The sequence below is a fragment of the Flagellimonas lutimaris genome, from assembly GCF_051494225.1.
Classification (GTDB): Bacteria; Bacteroidota; Bacteroidia; order Flavobacteriales; family Flavobacteriaceae; genus Flagellimonas; species Flagellimonas lutimaris_A.
On the sequence record NZ_JBNPYE010000004.1, the window covers coordinates 203,793 to 229,895 of the forward strand.

General features: G+C 40.4%; 23 protein-coding genes. 22 read left to right on the top strand and 1 reads right to left on the bottom strand.

The window, feature by feature from the left end; genetic code table 11:
• Nucleotides 1-2: 2 nt before the first annotated feature.
• From ACQQ5U_RS10845 to ACQQ5U_RS10905, 13 genes are all read left to right on the top strand, one after another.
• Nucleotides 3-824, top strand: a complete 822-nt coding sequence (locus ACQQ5U_RS10845) for a GIN domain-containing protein (protein WP_437397443.1) — start codon at nt 3-5, stop codon at nt 822-824.
• 62 nt (nt 825-886) lie between these two features.
• A complete protein-coding gene (gene ruvB, locus ACQQ5U_RS10850) occupies nt 887-1,909 on the top strand; it encodes a Holliday junction branch migration DNA helicase RuvB (protein WP_437397445.1) in 1,023 nt (340 codons plus the stop codon).
• Nucleotides 1,910-2,139: 230 nt separating this feature from the next.
• Nucleotides 2,140-3,222, top strand: a complete 1,083-nt coding sequence (locus ACQQ5U_RS10855; RefSeq protein ID WP_437397447.1) for a c-type cytochrome — start codon at nt 2,140-2,142, stop codon at nt 3,220-3,222.
• A 12-nt stretch (nt 3,223-3,234) separates the two neighbouring features.
• Entirely contained in the window at nt 3,235-3,912 is a 678-nt protein-coding gene (locus ACQQ5U_RS10860) for a Tat (twin-arginine translocation) pathway signal sequence containing protein (protein ID WP_437397449.1), read from the top strand.
• Nucleotides 3,913-3,921: 9 nt separating this feature from the next.
• Nucleotides 3,922-4,332: a DsrE family protein gene (locus ACQQ5U_RS10865; protein WP_437397451.1), complete on the top strand. Its 411-nt coding sequence runs from the start codon at nt 3,922-3,924 to the stop codon at nt 4,330-4,332.
• A 42-nt stretch (nt 4,333-4,374) separates the two neighbouring features.
• Nucleotides 4,375-5,295, top strand: coding sequence for a tRNA epoxyqueuosine(34) reductase QueG (gene queG, locus ACQQ5U_RS10870; RefSeq protein WP_437397453.1), 921 nt, complete (start codon nt 4,375-4,377; stop codon nt 5,293-5,295).
• A gap of 176 nt (nt 5,296-5,471) precedes the next feature.
• A complete protein-coding gene (locus tag ACQQ5U_RS10875; RefSeq protein ID WP_437397455.1) occupies nt 5,472-6,749 on the top strand; it encodes an MFS transporter in 1,278 nt (425 codons plus the stop codon).
• Between the two features lie 124 nt (nt 6,750-6,873).
• Complete coding sequence (locus ACQQ5U_RS10880) at nt 6,874-9,171, top strand: NADP-dependent malic enzyme (RefSeq protein WP_437397457.1); 2,298 nt, start codon at nt 6,874-6,876, stop codon at nt 9,169-9,171.
• Nucleotides 9,172-9,192: 21 nt separating this feature from the next.
• Nucleotides 9,193-9,774 (top strand): Holliday junction branch migration protein RuvA, encoded by a 582-nt coding sequence (gene ruvA, locus ACQQ5U_RS10885; protein WP_437397458.1) that lies wholly within the window; start codon nt 9,193-9,195, stop codon nt 9,772-9,774.
• A gap of 5 nt (nt 9,775-9,779) precedes the next feature.
• Nucleotides 9,780-16,883, top strand: coding sequence for a cell surface protein SprA (sprA, locus tag ACQQ5U_RS10890; RefSeq protein ID WP_437397459.1), 7,104 nt, complete (start codon nt 9,780-9,782; stop codon nt 16,881-16,883).
• Between the two features lie 103 nt (nt 16,884-16,986).
• Nucleotides 16,987-17,367, top strand: a complete 381-nt coding sequence (gene gcvH / locus ACQQ5U_RS10895; RefSeq protein ID WP_437397461.1) for a glycine cleavage system protein GcvH — start codon at nt 16,987-16,989, stop codon at nt 17,365-17,367.
• On the top strand, nt 17,360-17,767 hold the full coding sequence (locus tag ACQQ5U_RS10900) for a VanZ family protein (protein ID WP_437397463.1): 408 nt from the start codon (nt 17,360-17,362) through the stop codon (nt 17,765-17,767). Before gcvH ends, ACQQ5U_RS10900 begins: the two co-directional genes overlap by 8 nt.
• Nucleotides 17,768-17,829: 62 nt before the next feature.
• On the top strand, nt 17,830-18,534 hold the full coding sequence (locus ACQQ5U_RS10905) for an energy transducer TonB (protein WP_437397465.1): 705 nt from the start codon (nt 17,830-17,832) through the stop codon (nt 18,532-18,534).
• 69 nt (nt 18,535-18,603) lie between these two features.
• Here the strand turns inward: ACQQ5U_RS10905 and ACQQ5U_RS10910 are convergent, their stop codons facing one another.
• Nucleotides 18,604-19,503: an MBL fold metallo-hydrolase gene (locus ACQQ5U_RS10910; RefSeq protein ID WP_437397467.1), complete on the bottom strand. Its 900-nt coding sequence runs from the start codon at nt 19,501-19,503 to the stop codon at nt 18,604-18,606.
• A 120-nt stretch (nt 19,504-19,623) separates the two neighbouring features.
• Here ACQQ5U_RS10910 and cyoE point away from each other — a divergent pair, with 120 nt between their 5' ends.
• The 9 genes from cyoE to ACQQ5U_RS10955 all read left to right on the top strand — a co-directional run bounded on the left by cyoE (nt 19,624) and on the right by ACQQ5U_RS10955 (nt 26,095).
• Nucleotides 19,624-20,526, top strand: a complete 903-nt coding sequence (gene cyoE / locus ACQQ5U_RS10915; RefSeq protein WP_437397469.1) for a heme o synthase — start codon at nt 19,624-19,626, stop codon at nt 20,524-20,526.
• A gap of 1 nt (nt 20,527) precedes the next feature.
• The gene (locus ACQQ5U_RS10920; RefSeq protein ID WP_437397471.1) at nt 20,528-21,109 is read left to right on the top strand and encodes a cytochrome c oxidase subunit 3; all 582 of its coding nucleotides are present in this window, start codon (nt 20,528-20,530) and stop codon (nt 21,107-21,109) included.
• Nucleotides 21,110-21,201: 92 nt separating this feature from the next.
• The gene (locus ACQQ5U_RS10925) at nt 21,202-22,176 is read left to right on the top strand and encodes a cytochrome c oxidase subunit 3 (RefSeq protein WP_437397472.1); all 975 of its coding nucleotides are present in this window, start codon (nt 21,202-21,204) and stop codon (nt 22,174-22,176) included.
• A gap of 15 nt (nt 22,177-22,191) precedes the next feature.
• Nucleotides 22,192-22,575, top strand: a complete 384-nt coding sequence (locus ACQQ5U_RS10930) for a cytochrome C oxidase subunit IV family protein (protein WP_437397473.1) — start codon at nt 22,192-22,194, stop codon at nt 22,573-22,575.
• Between the two features lie 70 nt (nt 22,576-22,645).
• Nucleotides 22,646-23,278 (top strand): hypothetical protein, encoded by a 633-nt coding sequence (locus ACQQ5U_RS10935; RefSeq protein ID WP_437397475.1) that lies wholly within the window; start codon nt 22,646-22,648, stop codon nt 23,276-23,278.
• Nucleotides 23,259-24,002: an SCO family protein gene (locus ACQQ5U_RS10940; RefSeq protein WP_437397476.1), complete on the top strand. Its 744-nt coding sequence runs from the start codon at nt 23,259-23,261 to the stop codon at nt 24,000-24,002. The genes ACQQ5U_RS10935 and ACQQ5U_RS10940 overlap by 20 nt, the downstream gene beginning before the upstream one ends.
• Nucleotides 23,999-24,535, top strand: coding sequence for a DUF420 domain-containing protein (locus ACQQ5U_RS10945; protein WP_437397478.1), 537 nt, complete (start codon nt 23,999-24,001; stop codon nt 24,533-24,535). The genes ACQQ5U_RS10940 and ACQQ5U_RS10945 overlap by 4 nt, the downstream gene beginning before the upstream one ends.
• A gap of 6 nt (nt 24,536-24,541) precedes the next feature.
• Nucleotides 24,542-24,754: a hypothetical protein gene (locus ACQQ5U_RS10950; protein ID WP_437397479.1), complete on the top strand. Its 213-nt coding sequence runs from the start codon at nt 24,542-24,544 to the stop codon at nt 24,752-24,754.
• Nucleotides 24,755-24,850: 96 nt separating this feature from the next.
• On the top strand, nt 24,851-26,095 hold the full coding sequence (locus ACQQ5U_RS10955; RefSeq protein WP_437397481.1) for an ABC transporter permease: 1,245 nt from the start codon (nt 24,851-24,853) through the stop codon (nt 26,093-26,095).
• The last annotated feature ends 8 nt before the right edge of the window (nt 26,096-26,103 follow it).

Below are 26,103 nucleotides of genomic sequence, written 5' to 3' on the forward strand. Positions count from 1 at the left end.
TCATGAAAAAATTACTTATTCTATTATTGGTGTTATCTCCGATAGTATCGTTGGCACAACGTAAACCCAAAATAAAAGGCAGCCGTATTGTTACCGAAGTAAGTGAAGAACTTCCACCGTTCAATGCTTTGGTTTTAAACGATGATCTGGAGATTGTTCTGGAAAAATCTTTTGGCCCGGGGTACCGCGTTATTGCGGACGATAACCTTATTGATGTGCTAAAATTTGAAGTGGTAGATGGTACTTTGGTTATAAGCTCGTATTATAATATTACCGCCAAAAAGCAATTGGATATTACGGTAAACTACACCGAACTTGAGGCAATTTCATTAAAAAATGGAAGTATTGGCACCAAAGATGTGATTGATGCCGACGAGTTGTTCATTGATGGCTTTAACAATTCCAAAATGGATATAAAGGTCAAGGCGGGTGTAATGGACATTAATTTAGAGGATACCAGTAAAGGTGATTTTAATGTAGAGGTGGATTCGTTGAACCTTAGTCTAAACAAAAGGGCCGAAGCCTATGTGTATGCGCAAATTGATACAGGTTCATTGGAGTTGGAGGGAAATTCTTCTTTGAGCATGGAAGGTACATCCGATACTATGCAGGCGACGATATTAGATTATTCAAAATATAAGGGAGAGAGTATGGAAATAGGCTCTTTTCAACTAAAAATATCAGGGAACACCAGTGCGCGTACCTATGCGTTTAGGGATGTTGATATTGCTGCTTCAGGAAATGCTAGTATATACCTTTACGGAACACCACATATTACGATTCAAGAGTTTCTCGATACCGCTCAGCTCATTAAAAAGGAGTAAACTTGTTTTGAACTTACACATGGTTTCCTGTAGCGGGGCTTTTCAATTATATTTGTTGAACAATGAACGAAAACTTAGATCCATCAGCCGAAAATTTTTCCCCTGAAGAGTTCGATATAGAAAGAGCTTTGCGCCCCATTAGTTTTGATGACTTTACCGGGCAGGCCCAAGTACTCGAAAATTTGAAGATTTTTGTGCAGGCTGCTAACCTTAGAGGGGAAGCTTTGGATCATACACTTTTTCATGGTCCCCCAGGGTTGGGCAAGACCACCTTGGCTCATATTTTGGCCAACGAACTTGGTGTGAATATAAAGGTTACATCCGGTCCCGTTTTGGACAAACCAGGTGACTTGGCCGGGCTTTTGACCAATCTAGAAGAACGCGATGTTCTTTTTATTGATGAAATACATAGGTTGAGCCCCATCGTGGAAGAATATTTATATTCTGCCATGGAGGATTATAAAATCGATATCATGATTGAGACGGGACCCAATGCCCGTACAGTCCAAATCAACCTAAGCCCTTTTACTTTAATAGGAGCAACAACCAGATCAGGGATGCTTACTGCGCCCATGCGCGCCAGATTTGGTATCCAGAGCCGATTGGAATATTATGATACAGAACTATTATCCACCATTGTGGAGCGTAGTTCGGAAATACTTAAAGTACCAATTACCAATGATGCCGCTATAGAAATTGCAGGTCGGAGTAGGGGAACTCCAAGAATATGTAATGCATTGTTGCGCAGGGTTCGCGATTTTGCCCAGATCAAGGGTACTGGAAATATTGATTTGGAAATTTCTCAATTTGGACTTAAAGCCTTAAACGTGGATGCCCACGGTCTGGATGAAATGGACAATAAAATCCTGAGCACCATTATTGATAAATTTAAAGGAGGTCCCGTTGGGATAACAACTTTGGCGACGGCGGTATCTGAAAGCGCCGAAACCATAGAGGAAGTTTACGAACCATTCTTGATTCAACAAGGATTTATAATGAGAACCCCAAGGGGGCGGGAGGTAACCGAACTTGCTTATAAACATTTGGGCAGGGAAAAAGGAGGTGTCCAAGGAGGACTTTTCTAATTACTATCAGTTCAATTTTTCGATCTCACCATCTAACTTATTAGGCAATATTTAAATACTTTTTGTATCTTGATGTATTGCTTTGGTTTACAGAGGGTTGTAGGTTTACGATTTTTGTGGGAAATATCTCCGCAATCATAGACTCCATAAATTCAAGATTTTACTCCCAAATTTTACCCATGGGAATTTAATTCCCTACCGAGGCTTTTCTATTAATACTTATTGAAATCATGGGGGATAACCTTAAAAACTCAGGAACATCCGAAATGGGAGATGTTCAGCTTGTGACTGGTCAAATACGTAAATTGGTGATGTATATCGGATTTTTTTCAGCATTGATGATCGTGATAGCCTTTGGCATTATGATGATGCGCTTCGGTTTTGATTTTGGAGGGCCCGACAAGGGGCTTGCCACGATTCCGGACGGTGTGTACTATATGGATTACAATGTGAACAATCTGCCCCTGACCGAAAAAAACATACTTGTAAAAAAAGGATTTGAGATTTTCAGAAATACACCATTGCACATTGGCCCCAAACAAAAGGATTCGACACAAGCATATGCGGGCAATAACCTTGCCTGTGCAAGTTGCCATTTAGATGGGGGTACAAAACCTTATGCTGCACCATTGATTGGGGTGGTCAAAAGATTCCCACAGTTTAGAGGGCGTGAGAATAAAATTGGCACCATTGAAGAAAGAGTCAATGGATGCATGGAACGAAGTATGAACGGAAGAAAATTACCGGAAAATAGCGATGCCATGGTGGCAATGGTCGCTTATATGGATTGGTTGGGCCGTGCTGCTCCTTCAAACGGAAAAATTGAAGGACAAGGATTTTTGAAAGTAAAAATTCCGGAAAGAGCGGTTGATTTAGCACATGGGGAAACCGTTTATCAAAAACATTGCGTTATCTGCCATGGTGCCGATGGTCAAGGCCAACGTTTACCACAAAATGAATTGTATCTGTACCCACCACTGTGGGGAAACGATTCTTATAATAATGGAGCCGGTATGACACGTGTGATTACCGCTGCTCAATTTATCAAAGGAAATATGCCCTTCGGTATCACCTTTGATAACCCTACACTTACCGATGAGGAGGCTTATGATGTAGCAGGCTACATCAACCAAAAACTTCGACCTACAAAGCCCAATAGAGAGGCAGACTTTCCAGATCTGGTCAAAAAGCCCGTATCCACTCCCTATGGTCCCTACATTGACCCTTTTACTGAAGAACAACATCAGTTAGGACCTTTCCAGCCTATTATGGATTATTACCAAAAAGAATATCAACTGAGTAAATCCAAATAAACACAAGTAACAATGAAAACAACACAATCCACATCACGACGGAATTTTATGGGAGCGATGATGCTGGGTGCTACGGCATCCACATTGTCGGCTTTTACCAGCACTGCATTTGCAGGAATGACCGATTTTACAGATTTAGAAATGGGCGATGCCGAAGCCTGGATGAAAACAATAAAGGGAAAGCATAGGGTAGTTTATGATGGGAATTATCCACACAAAGGATTTCCAATTATTTGGAACTGGGCATACTATCTATCCAACAACGAAATGGGTTCTACAGATGATCAAATTACGGCAATGACCGTACTTCGACATGATGCAATTCCCTTTGCATTGCACGACGACCTTTGGAAAAAGTATCCCTTGGGCGAAATGTTCCACGTTAAAAAAGCAGATGGAACCCCGTATGATCGTAATCCATTTTATGAGCCACAAGAAGGCGATTTCCCACTTCCAATGATTCAGGGGATTAAAGACATGCAAAGTAGAGGAGCCATGTTCTGCGTTTGTAATCTGGCACTGAATGTCTACAGTGGTGCAGTTGCCCAACAAATGGGAAAGGAGCCAACTGAAGTTTACGAAGAGTGGAAAGATGCTGTGCTGCCTGGAATTCAGTTAGTGCCCTCTGGAGTGTGGGCCTTGGGTAGAGCACAAGAAGAAGGATGCGGTTACATTTTTGCCGGAGAATAATAGCAAACAATGAAAAAACTAATCGTATTGTTTATGTTGATGGTGTCGGGCATTATGCTGGCACAAACCGAACCTATCAAAGTAGTATTTGATGTAACTAGTAGCAATCCCGATGTACATAGGTCAGCGGCCAAACACTTAAGATTGATGGCCGAAGCCTATCCGCAATCGGAGTTTGAATTAGTGATTTATAGCGGAGCCTATAAAATGGTGGACAGGAAATCATCCGTAGCAGGAGAAACTTTGTCAGATATTGTTAAAAGGGACAATGTGGCCATAGTCATTTGCGAACAGACCATGAAAAGACATAAAATGACCATGGACGGCCTTATTCCTGGAGTAGGTTCTGTACCGGATGGTATTTATGAAATCATCATGAAGCAAAAGGAAGGCTGGGGCTATATCAAAGAAGCTCAATAACCCATAAGCCAAAATTGAAAAATTATGGTTTAACTTTATGGCATGAATACCGCCAAAAGAACACAATTAATCAAAACCGAGGCCAAACGCCTCGGTTTTTTATCGTGTGGTATTTCCAAAGCAGCGTTTCTGGAAGAGGAAGCTCCTCGACTGGAAAATTGGCTCAACCAGAATATGCATGGCGAGATGCAGTATATGGAAAATCACTTTGATAAACGTTTGGATCCAACAAAATTGGTCGAAGGTTCCAAGTCGGTCATTTCGCTGTTACTTAATTATTTTCCCTCTGAAAATCAGGATCCAGATTCGTATAAAATTTCCAAATACGCCTATGGGATGGATTATCACTTTGTGATAAAAGACAAGCTTAAAAGTCTGCTCCATTATATTCAAGAGGAAATAGGGGAAGTGCACGGAAGGGCATTCGTGGATTCCGCTCCTGTTCTGGATAAAGCTTGGGCCGCTAAAAGTGGATTGGGGTGGATTGGCAAACATAGTAACTTATTGACGCAGCAAGTCGGCTCTTTTTACTTTGTAGCCGAACTGATTGTTGACTTGGAGCTGGATTATGATTCCCCAGTAACAGACCATTGTGGCACCTGTACCGCATGTATTGATGCTTGCCCAACCGAAGCCATTGTACAACCTTATGTGGTGGATGGAAGCAAATGTATTTCGTACCTCACCATTGAATTAAAGAATGAAATTCCCTCTGAATTTGATGGGAAACTGGACCAATGGATGTTTGGTTGCGATGTCTGTCAGGATGTGTGTCCTTGGAACCGCTTTTCCAAATCACATAATGAGCCCCTTTTTAATCCCAATCCAGAGCTTCTGTCCTTCACTAAAAAGGATTGGGAGGATATTACGGAAGATGTCTTTAAAAAAGTATTTAAAAAGTCTGCGGTAAAAAGAACAAAGCTGTCAGGACTGAAGCGCAACATCGATTTTTTGAAGAAATAGCTGAATTTTTAAGAATTCAAGACATACCGATTGTTTTACTCGAGGAGAAAAAACATTATATTGAGCAATATTCTTGTAAGAATCATATTTTTCCAAGGACTATATTGATGACTAGCTAAACAAACAGGATGATTAAAATCAAAAAACCCAAATTAAGCTTTTGGCAAATTTTTAATATGAATGTTGGATTTCTTGGAATCCAATATAGTTTTGGGCTTCAACAAAGTGCCATAAACCCAATCTTTCTTTTTTTGGGCGCAAAAGAAGAAATACTTCCAATTTTGAATATAGCCGGACCCATAACCGGGTTGATTGTGCAACCCATAATCGGTGCCATTTCTGATAAAACATGGTCTCCGCGTTGGGGAAGGCGAAAACCCTTCTTTTTAATAGGGGCTTTAATGGGAAGCTTGTGTTTGTTTGCCTTTCCGTTGAGCCCGGCGTTATGGTTCGCAGTAGGTTTATTGTGGATTTTGGATGTTGGAAACAATATGGCCATGGAACCGTATCGGGCATTTGTGGGAGATAAGCTTCCTGAATCACAATTCAGTATAGGATATCAGATGCAGAGCCTTTTTGTTGGAGCGGGTATTCTTTTGGCCAATGCCTCCATATTTTTATTTCAAGACTGGTTTGGTGGAGGACAAGAAGTAGAGGGGACAGTCCCCAAATGGTTGTATTATTCCTTTTTTATTGGATCGTTCCTTTCTGTGGCCACTATTTTATGGTCGGTCTTAAAAACACCGGAAATTCCTCCAACAGATGAAGAATTGGCGGAAATCAATAAACATAAAGCGCTTCCATTTGCCGCAAGATTTAAGGTGCCTTTTGTAGAGATAGCCCATGCCGTAAAAGAAATGCCCAAATTTATGTGGAAACTATCGGCAGTATATCTGTTTCAATGGTATGCCCTTTTTGTATACTGGCAATTCATAACACCCTTGTTTAGGGTGTCATTGGGATACGACACTTCCGAGGCTGCCGCCCAAGCAGCAAAAATGAGCACGACTTATAATGTGGTTACCGCAGTAGTGGCACTGGTATTGGTGCCGCTGACCATGAGGTTTGGAGGTAAAAAGGTATATGCACTGAGCCTCTTGGGAACAGCAGCAGCACTATTTACCATACCTTATATTCAAGATCCAGTTTATGTCTTGTTCCCAATGGTACTGTTCGGTATTGGATGGGCTGCCATGATGGGGATTCCCTATAGCATGGTTTCAAAAATTGTGCCCCAAGAAAGGAGAGGGGTTTATATGGGAATCTTGAATATGATGATTGTAATTCCGATGGGGATTCAAACATTGTCTTTCGGCCCTATATTTAAAAACCTACTGGGCGCCAACTCAGTAAACGCAATGCTGTTCGCGGCTGTATTTTTTGCAATTGCTGCTGTTTTGGCCATGCGACTTAATGTAACCAAGGCAAAAAAAGAGTATCCTCTGGATTCATAATCAATGCTACAGCAGTGTTTTAGGAATTTACTTTTCTGCTTTTATCCTTTGGTTAAAATTGATTCTTAAGATTTTAAGATAAAAGCAGCGAATACCCTAACTTTACCAATTCATTTTCGACGATATGAGCAAGGAAAAGCAAAGACGGGAAGCGTTACTATATCACGCAAAACCACAGCCAGGAAAAATAAAGATTGTACCAACAAAACCTTATTCCACACAAAGGGATTTGGCATTGGCATATTCCCCTGGGGTTGCAGAACCCTGTTTGGAAATCGAAAAGAACAAGGACGATGTGTACAAGTATACCGCAAAAGGAAACATTGTCGCAATAATTTCGAATGGAACTGCAGTTTTGGGCTTGGGTAATATTGGGCCGGAGGCATCAAAACCGGTAATGGAAGGTAAAAGTCTTCTCTTCAAGATTTTTTCGGATATCGATGGAATCGATATTGAACTTGATGCCACCGATGTAGATAAGTTTGTTGAGACCGTTAAGGCCATTGCCCCAACATTTGGAGGTATTAACCTTGAGGATATCAAAGCTCCCGAAGCATTTGAGATAGAACGCAGATTAAAGGAAGAACTCGATATTCCGGTAATGCACGATGATCAGCATGGGACAGCCATTATCTCAGCGGCAGCTTTACTGAATGCATTGGAGATTGCAGGCAAAAAAATAGAAGAAGTCAAAATAGTAGTGAGTGGCGCAGGAGCAGCAGCAATTTCGTGCACTCGATTATATAAATCTTTCGGGGCAAAAGCTGAAAATATTGTGATGCTGGATAGCAAAGGAGTTATCCGGAGCGATAGGGACAGCCTAACTTCCCAAAAAGAGGAGTTTGCAACCGATAGAAAGATTGATACTTTGGAGGATGCGATGAAAGATTCCGATGTGTTCATTGGACTTTCCATTGCGGATATTGTTTCTCCTGAAATGCTAAAATCCATGGCCAAAAACCCGATTGTTTTTGCTATGGCGAACCCTGATCCGGAGATTGAGTACAGTTTGGCCTGTAAGACAAGAAAGGATATAATTATGGCGACCGGTCGTTCCGATCATCCCAACCAAGTGAACAATGTGTTGGGCTTTCCTTTCATCTTTAGGGGAGCACTGGATGTTAGGGCAACCAAGATTAATGAGGAAATGAAGAAAGCCGCCGTTTTGGCGTTGGCAGACCTTACTCGTGAGCCTGTTCCAGAGCAGGTGAATATAGCCTACGATGCCACAAGATTGACTTTTGGCAAAAATTATATCATTCCAAAACCTTTTGATCCCCGCCTGATCACAAAAATCCCGCCCGCAGTAGCTAAAGCAGCTATGGAAAGTGGAGTGGCTCGATTGCCTATCCAAGATTGGGAAAAATATGAAGAGGAACTATATCAAAGGTCCGGTAACGACAACAAAGTTGTCAGGTTGTTGCACAATAGGGCAAAAGTGAACCCTAAGCGTATTGTTTTTGCCGAAGCTGAGTTATTGGATGTAATGAAAGCGGCTCAAATTGTGCATGATGAAGGCATTGCTATCCCAATACTTTTGGGAAACAAGGAAACCATTGAGAATTTAAAGAAAGAACTTGAATTTGATGCTGAAGTACCAATTATAGACCCTCGTTCGGATGAATTTAAGGAAATGAGGGCTACATATGCACTGAAGCTATGGGAATTAAGAAAGCGGAAAGGGGAAACAAAATATAGTGCTCGGGTCAATATGGGCAAGCGTAACTATTTTGGGGCCATGATGCTTAAAGAGGGCGATGCAGATGGTATGATATCTGGTTATTCAAGAGCTTACCCGAAAGTGCTAAGGCCTGTGTTTGAAGTTTTAGGAAGGGCAAAAAATGTGCAAAATGCCAGTACGGTAAACATTATGATCACAGATCGTGGACCACTGTTTTTAGCAGATACCTCTATTAATATTGACCCAAATGCTGAAGAATTGGCCGAGATTGCTCAGATGACGGCCAATGTGGCCAAAACCTTTGGTTTTAAGCCCGTAATGGCACTACTTTCCTATGCCAACTTTGGATCATCAAGTCATCCCAATGCCCAAAAGGTAAGGGAAGCCGTCAAAATTCTACACGAGAGAAATCCAGATTTGGTCGTGGATGGGGAGATTCAAACCGATTTTGCATTGGATCCCGAGTTGAGCAACAATAACTTTCCGTTCTCCAAAATTTCTGGAAAAAAAGTAAATACATTGGTTTTTCCTAACTTGGAATCCGCCAACATTACCTATAAATTGCTAAAAGGCCTGAACAATGCAGATTCCATTGGACCAATTATGGTTGGTTTAACACGGGCCGCCCATATTTTGCAGTTAGGGGCCAGTGTTGACGAAATGGTGAATATGGCCGCCGTAGCGGTGATAGATGCCCAAGAACGGGAAAAAAGGAGAAAGGCAAAGATGCAAGGGGAGTAACCAAAATCAAAGAACTTAATAATGATTACCCATTTAAGAGGAAAGCTGGTTGAGAAAAACCCAACGCACGCTATTGTGGAATGCAATGGGGTAGGTTATTTTTTGAATATTTCCCTGCATACATTTTCCTTGCTTTCTGATGAGGAAAATATATTCATTTACACCGATTTATTGGTCAAGGAGGATTCTCATACCCTGTTCGGATTTGCCGAGAGAGCGGAGCGAGAAGTGTTCCGTTTATTGATATCGGTTTCTGGGGTCGGAGCTAGTACAGCACGTACCATGTTATCTTCCTTGTCCCCATCCGATGTTAGGGATGCCATAGCCAATGGCGATGTACCTGCAATCCAGTCTGTAAAAGGGATTGGAGCCAAAACAGCACAGCGTGTAATCTTGGACTTAAAAGACAAGATTTTAAAAGTTTACGACATAGGCGAAGTTTCACAACAATCAAACAATACAAATAAAGAAGAAGCGTTATCTGCATTAGAGGTTCTTGGTTTTACCAGAAAGCAATCTGAAAAGGTAGTTGACAAGGTACTTTCCCAAGATACTTCGTTGAGCGTAGAGAACATTATTAAACAAGCGCTGAAAAATTTGTAACTAGTTTGAAAAGAGGGGCAAAACCAATACTTAAACCAACGCGCTTTAAGTACATTTTCTTTGTTGTTTGTTTACTGTCCATATCCACTATTATGGCGCAGGAGACCAACGAACAGGCTCAGGATTCCGTAAAGACGGGAGTTGAGCTCGGTCGCCTCATTATGGACGATCCGGATAGCATTGTTGCCAAATATACCTACGACCCAAAAACAGATAGATATATCTACACTGAGAGCATTGGCGATTTCAATGTTAATTATCCAGTTATTCTTACCCCGGAACAATACTACGATCTTGTTCAAAAAGAACAGATGAAATCTTACTTTAAGCAAAAGGCGGATGCCTATGCGGGGAAAAAAGAGGGGAGTGAAGAGGCACGTAAAAATCTATTGCCCAACTTTTATGTAAACAACAATTTTTTTGAAACCATTTTTGGAGGAAACACTATCGAAGTGATTCCGCAAGGTTCCGTTGCCATGGATTTAGGAGTTTTATGGCAGAAGAATGATAACCCTGCACTATCGCCAAGAAACAGAACCAATCTTTCTTTTGATTTTGATCAACGAATCAGTTTGAGTTTGCTGGGGAAAGTAGGAGAGCGTCTTCAGGTAACGGCAAATTATGATACCGAGGCCACATTCGATTTCCAGAATTTGGTAAAACTCGACTATACTCCAACAGAAGACGATATCATTCAAAAAATAGAAGTGGGTAATGTGAGCATGCCACTCAACAGTTCATTGATTACGGGTGCCCAAAGCTTATTCGGTGTTAAGACGCAACTTCAGTTTGGAAAAACAACGGTGACCGCGGTTTTTTCTGAACAACGATCACAAAACAATACCGTAGTGGCACAAGGAGGAGGTACTATAAATGAATTTGCCCTTACAGCCTTGGATTATGATGAGGACAGACACTTTTTTCTCTCACATTATTTTCGGAACAATTACGACCGAGCATTGGAGTTTTACCCTTTTATCCAAAGTCAAGTACAAATCACCCGTTTGGAGGTTTGGGTGACCAATAGAAACCAACAAACCCAAAATGTTAGAAACATTGTTGCTATTCAGGATTTGGGAGAAGCTCTGGATAATAACACTCGAATCGGAGTTAACAATGGAAATCCACCTGGATTTTTTAACCCTTCCGCAATAGCGACCGGATTGCCTCAAAATGCAGCCAATGCATACGACCCAAATCAAATTGGAAGTGGAGCATTGACACAATCTATTCGGGACATTGCGACTGTGGAATCTGGGTTCAATATTCCAGGGTATACCGTAAACCAAGGGTTCGATTATGCCATTCTGGAAAATGCCAGAAAATTGGAACCGGGCCGGGATTATGAATTTGATTCCCAATTGGGGTATATTTCATTGAGCCAGAGCTTGAGCAATGATGAGGTTTTGGGGGTGGCTTTTCAGTATACTTACAACGGACAGGTGTTCCAGGTAGGAGAGTTTGCCAATGGCGGTGTAGACGCCACAACAATTCCGCCAAACTCCAACTTGATAGAGAACAATGCGTTGATTTTGAAGTTGTTGAAAAGTAATATTACCAATGTTCAAGATCCTATTTGGGATTTGATGATGAAAAACATCTATTCCACGGGAGCCTATCAATTGAATGAAGAAGATTTTAAACTGAACATCCTTTATTCCGATCCAACACCAAGAAACTATATTACTCCAGTTGACCCCAATGCAGGATGGCCGGCAGGTTTGCAGGATCAGATATTGTTAAACGTGTTTAATTTTGACCGCCTGAACACCTACGATGATGTACAGCCAGGAGGAGATGGATTTTTTGACTATGTGGAGGGAATTACTGTTGACTCTCAATCGGGGCGTATCATTTTTACAAAGGTTGAGCCATTTGGAGAGTATCTTTTTGAAAAATTAGGTGGTGGAGTATATGATGTTGATAATGATCAGGGTTACAACCCCAATCAACAACGTTATGTGTTTAGGAACATGTATGCCAAAACTAAGGCAGCTTCGTTACAGGATGCTGAAAAGAATCGTTTTCAGATAAAAGGAAGATACACATCTCAATCCAACAATGGTATTCCAATTGGGGCATTCAATGTGCCACAAGGCTCCGTTACGGTTACCGCAGGAGGACGCCAACTACAAGAAGGTATTGATTATACAGTGAACTATCAGGCAGGAACCGTACAAATACTAGATCCAAGTTTGCAGGCTTCGGACACGCCAATAAATATTTCTGTTGAGAACAATGCGGTATTTGGTCAGCAGACAAGGAGATTCGCAGGTGTGAACGTCGAGCACAAATTCAATGATAAATTTGTTTTGGGCGGGACCTTCCTAAATTTAAATGAGCGGCCCCTAACCCAAAAATCCAACTATGGTGTGGAACCGGTGAACAATACTATTTACGGTTTAAACGGAAATTTTAGCACCGAAATTCCATTCTTAACAAGATTGGCGAATAAACTGCCAAATATAGATACTGATGTGCCGTCTAACCTGAGCCTGCGTGGTGAGGTGGCTTTTTTGAAGCCAAACTCTCCTAAAAATGCGGATTTTCAAGGGGAAACAACAACGTATTTAGACGATTTTGAAGGAGCGCAAGCCTTGATTGATATTCGTTCTTCCTTAGGATGGACCTTAGCTAGTCCACCAGTTGAATTTGTAGATGATAGAACTGGTATAGATGTAGGTTACGAAAGGGCGAAAATGGCATGGTACACTATCGATCCTATTTTTTATACCAATCAAAGGCCAACGGGAATGTCGGATAATGATATTTCCTTGAACAGTACCCGTAGGGTTTTTATTGATGAAGTATTTACCGAGACGGATATTGCTCAGGGACAAACGCAAGTACAAAGTACATTGGATATTGTTTACTATCCCAATCAAAAAGGGCCTTATAACGCTAACCCAAGTTTTGATTCTGAGGCTCCAGAAAATAAGTGGGGTGGTATTATGCGACCGTTGAGCAGTACCAACTTTGAACAATCCAATGTGGAATTTGTTCAGTTTTGGGTATTGGACCCATACATTGATGGAGAGACAACCGATGCAAATGCAGGAGAGCTCGTGCTTAACTTGGGTAATATTTCCGAAGACATATTAAAAGATGGTCGAAAGCAATATGAAAACGGATTGCCCGCAAGTACCAATAATGAAATACCGAGGGAAACCATTTGGGGTCAAGTTCCATCTACACAATCTTTAGTGTATGCCTTTGATGCCGATGAGGCCAACAGAGCAGTACAAGACCTTGGTTTGGATGGATATGATGATGCTGCAGAAGCTGCCATTTATAATGGTCCGGCAGAGGACCCTGCCTTGGACAATTACCAATATTACTTAAACAGGGATGGAGGAGTTTTGGAGCGGTACTCGGATTTTAACAATACACAAGGGAACTCTCCTGTCGCCGTTACCGACACCAATCGAGGCTCCACTACCTTACCTGATGTGGAGGATATAGACAGGGATTTGACCATGAACACGGTCAATAGTTATTACGAATATAGAATTCAGATAAAGCCCAATACCACTATTGATGATAAGTATGTAACGGATATTCGTGAAGGTCTTACGCCAACATTGCCCAATGGAACCCAATTGAACAGAAGGTGGATACAATATAAAATACCATTGAGTGATTTTACCGATGCTGTTGGTGGAATTTCCGATTTTAGGTCCATTAGTTTCATGCGAATGTACCTTACAGGATTTTTGGATGATGTAGTACTTCGTTTCGCCACTCTGGATTTGGTTCGTGGGGATTGGAGAACTTACACGAGTTCTCTTCAGCCAGATGTTGATAATGATCCCTCCGATGATGCCACAGCGATTGATGTAAATACAGTAAATATTGAAGAAAACTATGGGAGACAGCCAATACCTTATGTGTTGCCTCCGGGGGTGTTTAGGGAGCAATTGAATAATAATAATACCATTATTCGTCAAAATGAGCAGTCCTTATCCCTAAAAGTAGAAAACTTGGAGCCGCAAGATTCTCGAGGGGTATTTAAAAATCTTAGTATAGATATGCGTCAATATGAACGTATTAAAATGTTTATGCATGCCGAGAAAATATTTAATTCAGATTATGGGGATGATGATACGCCTTTAGTTGGGTTTCTTAGGTTGGGAACAGATTTTAAAGAAAACTTTTATCAAATAGAGTTACCTCTTCAATTTACACCTTTTGGTTCGTCGACATCAGAAGAAATATGGCCAGATGTCAATCAGCTGGAAGTGGCAATGAGCGACCTGCGAAAGGTTAAGTCTAAAGGTATTTCGGATGAAACATTGACAGATATCAAATATTACGAAATTATTGATGGAGAACCGGTTCTTGTAGATGAGTTTGCGCCAAGGACTTTGGGAACCATTCGTATTGGAATTCGTGGTAATCCATCTTTAGGCAGTATTCGAGGTATGATGCTGGGAGTTAAAAATATTGATGCCCTTCCTGCTAGGGGAGAAATATGGTTCAATGAGTTGAGGTTGGCCGGTTTGGAGAATAATGGTGGATGGGCTGCCACGGCTGCTTTGGATGCTAACATGGCCGATTTCGCTAATGTAACGGCGACAGGAAGTAGAAGTACATCTGGATTTGGCTCAATAGATCAATCTCCAACACAACGTGCTTTGGAAGATGCTATTTCTTATGATGTGGTAACCAATGTAAATGTAGGACAGTTGTTTCCAAAAAAATGGAACCTTCAACTTCCGTTCAATTATGGAATATCTGAAACATTGATTACTCCGGAGTTTGACCCTGTGTATGATGATTTAAGGTTAGATGATAGAATAGCTGCGGCATCGACAGCCGAAGAGGCCGAGTCCATAAAAGAACAGGCCGAAGATTATACAAAGCGTACAAGTATCAATTTGATCGGTGTTAGAAAAAATAGAGGAGAGGAAGCTGAGGAGAATTTCTTTGACGTAGAGAACTTTACCTTCAATTATTCTTACAACGAAACGGACCACAGGGATTTTGAAGTCGCCGAACTTAGGGATCAAAGTGTTTCCACCGGATTTGTGTACAATCACAATTTTAGACCCGCTCCGGTGGCGCCCTTTGCTAAAAAGGATTCCTTGTTCACAGGAAAATATTGGCAATGGTTAAAAGACTTGAACTTTAATGCGTTGCCGACCAGTTTTTCGGTAAACGCCAACTATAACCGCTCCTTTAACCAACAAAGGTATAGGGATGTATTGGAGCCGGGGGTGGATGCATTGGAATTGCCATTGTTACAACAACGCAATTATATGTTTAATTGGCAATACGCGCTTAACTACAGTATTACAAAATCGCTGAGATTGAATTTGACCGCATCCAACAACAATATTGTTCGTAATTATTTTAATGTGGACGATGATCGTGATTCTGGTATCAACCCAGCCTTGGATCTATGGGATGGTTTTTTTGATATCGGTGAGCCCAATAGGCATGCACAACAAATGCAGTTAAATTACGAACTGCCTTTTAGTAAAATACCTTTTCTCAATTTTATAAATGCACAGTACACCTACACCAGTAATTTTGATTGGCAACGTGGAGGTGATGCCTTGTTTGAGGTTGCAGGGGAAAATATCAATACGGTTCAGAATGCAAGTACACATAATCTTACGGCAAATATGAGCATGCAACGTTTTTATGACTTTTTAGGTCTTAAGAAACGGGACGGTAAAGTAACCGCCAACCAAGTAGCTGTAAGAAGGGATAAAGCAGGGAATCCTGCAGGTGGTGAAGATATCGATGGGCCAAGAAAAACAAGTAAAGGATTTAATACCTTGGTGGATATCTTGACCATGGTAAAACGGGTAAATGTAAACTATAGCGAGAACAATGGAACAGTATTACCGGGATATACACAATCCATAGGCTTTATTGGTTCTACTCGCCCAACATTGGGCTTTGTGTTCGGAAGTCAGGCCGATGTGCGTTTTGAAGCGGCACGTAACGGATGGTTGACCAATTATCCCGAGTATAGCACGCAGTTTATGCAAAATACCAATAAACAATTGAACATCACCGCAACGGCACAGCCTACACAGGACTTGACCATTGATTTGAGTGCCGATAGGAATTATATGAGTTCGTCACAAGAAAGCTATAGTCCAGAAGAATGGATAAATGGTCAAGATGGCCTTATCAACGAGATGGGGAATTTTAGTATTTCTACGGTGATGATTGGAACCGTGTTCAGTAAAAGTGATGAATTCGATTCCGAAACCTTTGAGCAATTCAAGCAAAATAGAATCACTATCGCCAATAGATTGGTGGCCGATAGAGGGCAAAGCCCAGGCGAACTGGATGAGGACGGTTTTCCGGAACGTTATGGTAAAACACAGCAAGAAGTATTGCTCCCAGCGTTCTTTGCGGCTTATACAGGACAAGATGCAGAACGGGTTAATATGGATGCCTTCCGTGAAATCCCGATTCCCAATTGGAACATTAAGTACACTGGGTTGATGAAAAACAGGTGGTTCAAAAAGAAATTTAAACGTTTTTCATTGAGTCATGGCTATCGAGCAGCCTATAGCGTCAACTCGTTTCAGACCAATTTGGAGCGTCAGAATACCACATTTGATACGGAAACGGGTGATTTGCTTCCAAAAACATTGATCAATAACGTAGTACTTACCGATGAGTTCAGTCCATTAATGCGAGTTGATTTTGAGATGCAGAATTCTTTTAGTTTATTGGCTGAAGTAAGAACAAGTAGAACATTGTCACTAAGTTTTGATAATAATCTTTTGACGGAAATCAACGGAAATGAGTATACCCTTGGATTGGGATACCGTTTTAAGGACGTAAAATTTGTGACCAATATTGGTGGAGAGAAAACCAGACTAAAAGGAGATTTAAACCTGAAGGCGGACATATCACTACGTGATAATATCACAATAATCCGTAATTTGGATATCGACAATAACCAGATTACTTCGGGGCAACGGTTAATGTCCGTAAAGTTCACCGCAGATTATGCGTTGAGCAAAAGTTTGAATGCGCTGTTCTTCTATGATCATTCCTTTTCAGAATTTGCCGTTTCCACTGCTTTTCCGCAAACAACAATCAATACAGGCTTTACGTTGAGGTACAACTTTGGAAACTAATCAGTAAGGCAAACCACTTTTCTTTCATTTTGTCGCAAAGTTTCTTTGAAAAGCTTTCCGCAATCTGTTACATTTGTCCATCGACTAATTCAAACATATAGTAATGAACATACCATCAGAATTAAAGTACACAAAAGACCATGAGTGGGTCAAGATAGATGGAGATATCGCAACCGTAGGTATTACCGATTTTGCCCAAAGTGAACTAGGGGATATAGTTTACGTTGAAGTGGAGACCGTTGACGAAACCTTGGATAAAGAAGAGGTGTTTGGAACCGTTGAAGCGGTAAAAACAGTTTCTGATTTGTTTTTGCCCTTGAGCGGAGAGATTGTAGAGTTTAATGAGGCATTGGAAGATGAGCCTGAAAAAGTGAACTCTGACCCGTATGGTGATGGTTGGATGGTAAAGATAAAAATGAGCGAAGCCTCTGAGGTGGACGATTTAATGAGTGCCGATGACTACAAGGCATTGATCGGTGCTTAGAAAATATTTATACACCTTATTATTTATAGGCTGGGTAGTTTTTATAACAATGCTCAGCTTATTTTCTTTCTCAAGCATGAATTTGGATACAGGGAGTTTGGATATTCCTTATGCAGACAAAATCACACATTTTATTTTTTATACGGTGTTCGCTTTTACGGGTTGTCTAAGTTTTCGAGAAAGAACCAGCGGAAGCTGGGGGTTGGTCAAAACAATGAGAATGGTTTTGGTTTTGGCCATAATCTATGGTATAATAATTGAGGTGTTACAATATACGATCACAACAGATCGCATGGCCGAATTTGGAGATGTTTTGGCAAATACTTTAGGAGCATTTGCAGGAATTGGTCTAATTCAATGGGTATTTTCTAAGAAAAACCCGTTAAAATGGAAATTTTAATTGTTTATTTAGCCAATTAATAATTAAATTAGCAAACACTAAATTTAGAAAAGGAGAAAAGGATGGAACCAAAAAAGAACCCGAAAGCAGACGTAGGAAGAAATAGCGCACTATATTTTGTTATAGGATTGGCTGCTGTTTTGGCATTGGTCTACGGAGCCATGGAGTGGAAAAAATATGACAAGGTCAATAACTACGACATTTCTCTGAATGTCGAAGATCAATTGGACGAAGAAGTTCCAATGACCGAGCAAATTAAGACTCCGCCACCGCCACCGCCACCTGCTGCCCCCGAAGTTATCGAGGTTGTAGAAGATGAAGAAGAAGTGGAAGAGACCGTAATCGAGTCTACTGAAACTAGCCAAGAGGAAGAGGTAATCGAAATCGAGGAAGTTGAAGTGGAAGAGGTAGAAGAGGATATATCTGTTCCTTTTGCCGTAATTGAGGATGTGCCGGTATTTCCAGGCTGTGAAGGAGCTAGTGATAAAAAAGCTTGTTTCCAAGAAATGATGCAGAAACATATCCGTAAAAACTTCCGTTACCCAGAAATCGCTCAGGAAATGGGTGTTCAAGGTAGGGTAAGTGTTATTTTCGTTATCCAGAAGGATGGAAGTATCGGAAACATTAGAATGCGCGGACCAGATAAAAACTTGGAAGCCGAGGCATTGCGTATTATTGAAAAATTGCCTAAAATGACTCCTGGAAAACAAAGAGGTAGACCGGTAAAAGTACCTTTCAGTATTCCGATTACTTTTAAACTACAGTAAGATTTATACAATTCCTGTCGAGGCAGGAATGGAAAAAGCCCTGATTCAAACGTCAGGGCTTTTTTTATTTTAATCTTTAATCGGTGAGGTGAGGCTCACATATACGATTTCGCGGATTCTTTCTGGACTAATGAAGCCGGTTCCGTATTGGTCATCATACTTTGATGTCAAACCATTGTTGTTCTTTACTTCCGCCAAAGATTTTCCTGCTGATATTTCGTCTTGAATGATTTGTTTGATATCCTCCAGGATTTTCACATAATTTTCCAGCTCTGATTTGTTCGATGGTCTTCCATGACCGGGTATTATTTTAGTTTCTGAATCAATTACAAGCAAAGCTTTTTTATGGGCATTGATGTATCCATTAATACTTCCACCACTATTTAAGTCTATATAGGGGTATCGTCCGGAAAAATAAGTATCTCCCATGTGCAGTACATTTTCATTTACAAAATAGATCATTGAATCTCCGTCAGTGTGGGCATTGTGTACATGGAACAGCATTACGGTCTCTTCCCCATCATAAAAAGTTAGGTCGTCGGAAAAGGTGATTTCAGGGAGCAATTTTTCATAATCTTGCTCATCCATTTCGTTGGCCGATACTTTCTCCGCTCCATTGATTTTAAGGCGTTTTCTAACATTTTGTTGGGCCACAAGTACAGTTTGGCTCGTGTTAAAATTAGGGTTGCCCCCAGTATGGTCGCCGTGCATATGGGTGTTTACCAAATAACTGATAGGCTTGTCGGTAAGAGTTGTGATGGTTGCTTTTATTTTATTGCTGAGCGGTGCAAACTGGTCATCGATCATAAAGACCTTTTCCTTGCCTACGTAAATCCCAATATTTCCACCGCTTCCGGTGAGCATATAGGTATTCTGGGCGAGCGTGTCAATTGTAATGTCAACTTCATTGCTTTGGGCTTGAGCTGTCAAGAGAGACAATAAGAGCAAAAAACTTGGGATATTACGCATAATTTGAGGTTTTAAATTTTTTTGGTAAGGTAGGGTATTATTCAAAAATAATACAAAGACCGTCAATAGGTTGCAAAAGATATATGCTGACGTTATCTTTGCCAGCCAATAAAGATGTGGATGAAATCTGCCGTAGGTTCCGTTAAAAATAATACCCTTTCCTTACTATTTTCTGATTTTAAGGAGATTACTAAGGCCAGACTGGCCATTAGCGTAGTTTTCTCATCCATTGCAGGGTACTTGTTGGGGGCTTATCAAATTGACCTGGTTTCTTTATTGCTATTGATGTTCGGTGGTTACTGTATGGTGGGGGCATCTAATGCCTACAATCAAATTATAGAAAAAGATTTGGACGCTTTAATGAAGCGTACCAAAAATAGACCGATTCCCTCAGGTAGAATGTCTGTGAAAACTGCGTTGATTATTGCAGTAACGCTAACGGTTTTGGGAGTACTGTCGCTTTTTGCCCTTAGTCCCAAAACGGCCATGTTCGGTGCTATATCCATATTTTTATATACCAGTGTTTATACGCCTTTAAAAACAAAGTCACCATTATCTGTTTTTGTTGGGGCTTTTCCTGGAGCCATACCATTCATGTTAGGTTGGGTGGCGGCAACGGATGATTTTGGAATCGAGCCCGGTACTTTGTTTATGATTCAGTTTTTTTGGCAGTTCCCACATTTTTGGGCATTGGGATGGATGTTGGACGAAGATTACAAACAAGCAGGCTTTAAAATGTTGCCAACGGGAAAAAAGGATAAGGGGACTGCAATGCAGATTATCCTTTATACCATTTGGATGATCGTTATCTCCATAATTCCAGTGTTTGGTTATACAGGACGTTTGCACCTTTCCATTCCTGCAGCAGCAATTGTGTTGTTGTCTGGATTGGTGATGTTGTTTTTTGCCTTCAAATTATATGAAAACAGGGACAACGCATCAGCGCGAAAGCTAATGTTGGCCAGTGTTACCTATATATCATTGATTCAAATAGTGTACGTAATAGATAAGTTTATAAACTAAAATGGATTTAACCCAAGGAACAGCAGAGGAAAAGAACAGGCGGGCAAAAAAGATGATGCTCTGGTTCGGTATAGTGAGTTTGATCATGGGCTTTGCCGGTTGGACCAGCGCCTATATAGTGAGTAGTAAACGGGAAGATTGGGTGAGCGATTTGGAGCTGCCAAGCGCATTCTTCATAAGTACCGCCATGATAATCTTGAGTAGTATTACCTATTTTATTGCGAAAAAGTCTGTAGCCAAGGACGATCAAAGGATGGGGACCATATTTTTGCTCATCACGTTGGCACTGGGAATCACATTTGTATCACTACAATTTGTAGGTTTTTCTCAAATGTTGGAAAATGGATATTATTTTACCGGTCCTACTAGCAATATAAAAATGTCCTATGTATTTTTGATTGCAGCTGTACATATAGCTCACGTAGTGGCGGGTTTAATATCACTTTTAGTGGTTTTGGTTCAGCAAGTAAAAAATAAATATGCCCCAGAAAATATGCTGGGAATGGAATTAGGTGCCACATTCTGGCATTTTTTGGATTTTATTTGGGTATATCTTATTCTATTTATGTATTTCGTGAAATAAAACTTGATTGGAGCAGTTTTCAATCAACTTTGTCTTTTACAATACGTCAAAAAATGTAAATTTGTGAAAGTTTTAATAAAACGACCTTTTATATGGATGCAACGGTAAGTACCGGTACAGAAGACAGCGTTTGGGGAGGCGGGAATAGACCCCTCGGCGCTAGCTATGGAAAAATGATGATGTGGTTTTTTATCATGTCGGATGCCTTGACCTTTTCAGGATTTTTGGTGGCGTATGGTTTTTCAAGATTTAAGTTTATAGAACTATGGCCAGTTGCTGATCAGGTATTTACCCACGTTCCCTTCTTCCATGGAAATTACCCTATGTATTATGTAGCCTTTATGACCTTTATCTTGATCATGTCCTCCGTGACCATGGTATTGGCTGTGGATGCAGGTCATAAATTAAAGCAAAACAAGGTTATCCTTTATATGTTCCTTACCATTATCGGTGGTGCAATCTTCGTTGGGTCACAGGCTTGGGAATGGGCAACTTTTATAAAAGGTGATTACGGAGCGGTAGAAACAAATTCAGGTAGAATCCTTCAGTTTGTAAATGCAGAAACTGGTGAAAGAGCCGCTTTGGCCGATTTTGCAGAAACGCTACCAGAAGAAAGAGTAAAACACCAAGCAAGTGAAGGTATTTGGTTCGAAGGAGAAGGTTACAAAACTTCTTACTCATTAAACGAAGTGGTTGAAGGTTTCAAAGCAACACCAAATATTCTTATCCGTACCGAGCAGCTAAACGAAGATGGTGAAAAAACCCTTTTGGATAGAAAAGAATCCTTGTCCAAAATATTAGAAGCAAATCAAGTAGTGGAAGGAGCCAATCTTGTCCATAACGAATACGGTCACCGATTGTTTGCCGATTTCTTTTTCTTCATCACAGGATTCCACGGATTCCACGTATTTTCTGGTGTAGTGATCAACATTATCATATTCTTTAATGTGATTCTTGGTACATACCAGCGAAGAGGCCATTACGAGATGGTTGAGAAAGTTGGGCTGTACTGGCACTTTGTGGATTTGGTATGGGTATTCGTATTTACATTCTTTTATTTGGTATAAAAACATTGATTATAAATGGCACACGAACATAAACTTGAGATTTTTAGAGGACTATTAAAATTTAAGTCGAATACCCAGAAGATTTGGGGAGTACTTATTTTCCTCTCTATTGTTACCACAATTGAAGTTGCTTTGGGTATTGTTAAACCAAGGGCCCTGACCCATAGTCATATTTTGGGCATGAAAATACTTAACTGGATTTTTATCATTTTAACCTTGGTTAAGGCCTATTACATTGCATGGGATTTTATGCACTTAAGGGATGAAAAAACTTCACTGAGAAGGGTAATAGTATGGGTTCCACTTTTTCTAATTGGTTATTTAATATTTATTTTACTGTTCGAAGCAGATTATATTCATAATGTGTATCGGGATGGATTTATAACTTGGAGCTTCTAAGAAAGCATTTAACAAATTAAAAAGACGGTTTTCCAACCGTCTTTTTTTATTTTTGTACGGTTTAAACACTATGAAAAAGAAAATCGTATTAGGACTCCTTTTTATACTTCCGGTGGTAGTATACTTATTTTTTGCTTCCGGGGTCAACAATTTTGGACGGTTGCCCATACTTAGCGAGAATGTTTCAGATATTTCTATAATAGATTCTGGCCTCCAATTAAAAAACAAGATTACCATTTTAGGTTTTTTAGGGAACAGTGTGGAAAAAATGCAAGGCAACGCCTTTAACCTTAACCAGAAGATATATAAGAGGTTTGGTAAGTTCAACGATTTTCAGATAATTATGCTAGCTCCCGAAGGAAATCAGGAGCAGGTGAATGAATTGAAGAATGAGTTGGGTAAACTCTCCAATGTAGATAAATGGCACTTTGCTTTTGGTTCTGAGGAAGAAATAAAGAGCTTCTTCAAATCACTAAAAACAAATATTGAATTGAACGATGACCTATCGACCCCAAATGTATTTATAATAGATAAGGACCTTAGCCTCCGAGGACGAACCGATGACGAGGATGAAGGGGTAAAATACGGATTCGATACCTCGTCTGTTGCCGAACTGAATAATAAAATGGTAGACGATGTCAAGATAATCTTGGCAGAATATCGTCTGGCCCTAAAAAAGAACAATGCCGACAGGAGCAAATAACAAGAAAAAACACACCTACATTTGGGTATCCGCAATCATTTTGATTTTTGGAATCTTTGCCGTTTATGAAATCACAAAACGGGTCAAGGGTGGTACAGTTGTGGAAAATGATCGTATGAGTGTTAGTGCTCAAGATAGCAAAGTTGGTTTTGTAGTCAACCAAGGAGAAAAACGTAGGGTGCCTGATTTTTCATTTTATGATCAAGACAGCGTATTGGTTACCAATGAAGATTATTTAGGGAAGGTGTATGTAGTGGAGTTTTTCTTTACCACTTGCCCAACCATTTGTCCTATTATGACGGAGAACTTGGTAGAGCTCCAGGAAACTTTTAAGGCGGATGAGGATTTTGGGGTGGCATCCTTTACTATCAACCCACGATATGATACCCCATCCGTTTTGACAAAATATGCCGAGAAATATGGGATTACGGATAAAGATTGGCATTTAATGACCGGTGATCAAGATAAAATTTACCAACTGGCCCAAGAAGGATTTTACATTTTTGCCAGTGAAGATCAAGCTGCTCCGGGCGGGTTTGAACACTCCGGCATGTTCGCATTGGTTGACAAAAATGGGTATATTCGTTCCCGTGAAGATGAATTCGGTAACCCGTTCATTTATTACCGAGGAACCATTACCCAAGAAAAAGGGGTGAATTCTGATGGTGAAACCGAGCAAATTACCATTTTAAAAGAGGACATTAAAAAATTATTGGCAGAATGACCGAGGAAATTTCTTTGAAGGAAAAACGGTTCAATAAATTAATAACCGTAATATCCGTAGCTGTACCCTTAGTAGTGGCTCTGCTGTTTGGTTACAAGATTCCAAACGCAAAACCATTATCTTTTTTACCACCTATCTATGCGGGAATTAACGGCCTTACGGCAATTTTATTGATTGCTGCGGTGGTGGCTATTAAAAATGGCCGACAATTAATACATCAAAGGTTGATGACTACCAATATTGTGCTTTCCGCATTGTTTTTGGTAATGTATGTGGCCTATCACATGACATCCGAAACTACCATTTTTGGAGGAGAAGGGCCTATCAAATATATCTACTACTTTATTTTGTTGACGCACATTGTGTTGTCTATTTCCGTTATACCTTTGGTATTGATCACGTATTCAAAAGTGTATTTGGACGATTTTGAAAGCCATAGACAATGGGCTAAATTTACTTTCCCAATATGGCTGTACGTTGCCATAACCGGAGTTTTGGTGTATCTGATGATTTCACCATATTACCAATATTAATTTTTCATGAAAACAAAACTACTGTTTATTTTACTTATCCTATTGGTTCTCCCAACTGTGTCGGAAGCACAATGCGCCATGTGCCGTGCGGTGGTGGAAAGTGAGTCCGATGGAAAAACTGCAGAAGCAATCAATAACGGGATTGTTTACCTCATGGCCGTGCCCTATATTTTGGTGGCCGGACTCTTCTACTTTATTTATCGGAAAATGAGAGGCTAAATAAGCCTTTTTTTTGCCTCAAACTGTAACATTTAGCGAGTTTAATTGTCTTATAGGTGAACACTTACGTCACTCATCAATCAAAATCGCTAACCTATGTTCGACCTGGAACGGTGGCAAGAAATATTTGACACCATACGAAAGAACAAACTCCGTACTTTTTTAACCGGGCTTTCCGTGGCTTCGGGTATCTTCATTTTGGTTATTTTGCTTGGTTTTGGCCAAGGTATGCGCAATGGTATCGAAAACGAGTTCAAGGAAGATGCATCAACAAGCGTTTGGGTTTGGCCTGGTGTTACTTCCAAAGAATATAAAGGGCTCAATCCAGGAAGACGTATTCAACTCGTTAATGAAAACTATAGCAAGGCAACTGCAATGTTCAAGGAGGATATTGAATATGGTTCTGCCAGAATATTTGTTCGTGGTGTTAGTGTCAATTATGGAAAAGAAGCACTGATATATAGCGTTCAAGGTGTTGCTTCCGGTTTTCAGTTTATAGAAAATGCCAGAATGTTAGAGGGAAGGTTCATCAATTACCAAGATGAAGTTTCCAATGGGAAGGTTGCCATTATCGGGAACAAAATAAAAAAAGATGTTTTTGGAGAAGTAGATACCCCAATTGGTGAGTTTATTGATATCTCAGGAATACCATTCAAGGTGATTGGTGTGTTTAAGGAGATGGAAGACCGCGAAGAAGAAAGAATATATATACCAATAACAACAGCACAAAGAACTTTTAATGGAGGAAACAGACTCAACAACTTGTCTTTTACCTTGCCACCAATGGAAAACTTTGATGAAGCCGTAGTCCAGGCGGTTGATTTTAAAAACGGACTTCGGGAATATCTCCAACAAACCCATACCATTGCTCCGGATGATACTGGGGCTATAGAGGTTTGGAGCGCGATGGAAGAGGCCAAGCGTTACTACGGTCTAACCAATAACATAAAGTTGTTTTTCTGGTTCGTAGGTGTTTGTACGATCATAGCTGGAGTTGTAGGTGTAAGTAATATTATGATGATCGTAGTGAAGGAACGTACCCGCGAAATAGGAATACGAAAAGCATTGGGAGCCAAGCCATGGTCCATTATCGGTATGATATTGCACGAAGCCATTTTTGTTACGGCAATTTCCGGATTTGGAGGACTCATTTTTAGTATGGCCCTTCTGGAAATTGTGGGTCCAAATATTGAAGTGGATTACATTATGAATCCATCCGTAAATTTTAATGTTGCTTTTTCCACAGTAATTGTTTTGATAGTCGCAGGGACCCTGGCAGGTTTTGTGCCTGCGTACAGGGCGGCAAAAGTTAAAGTAATCGAATCTCTTAAAGATGAATAACCCTTAAG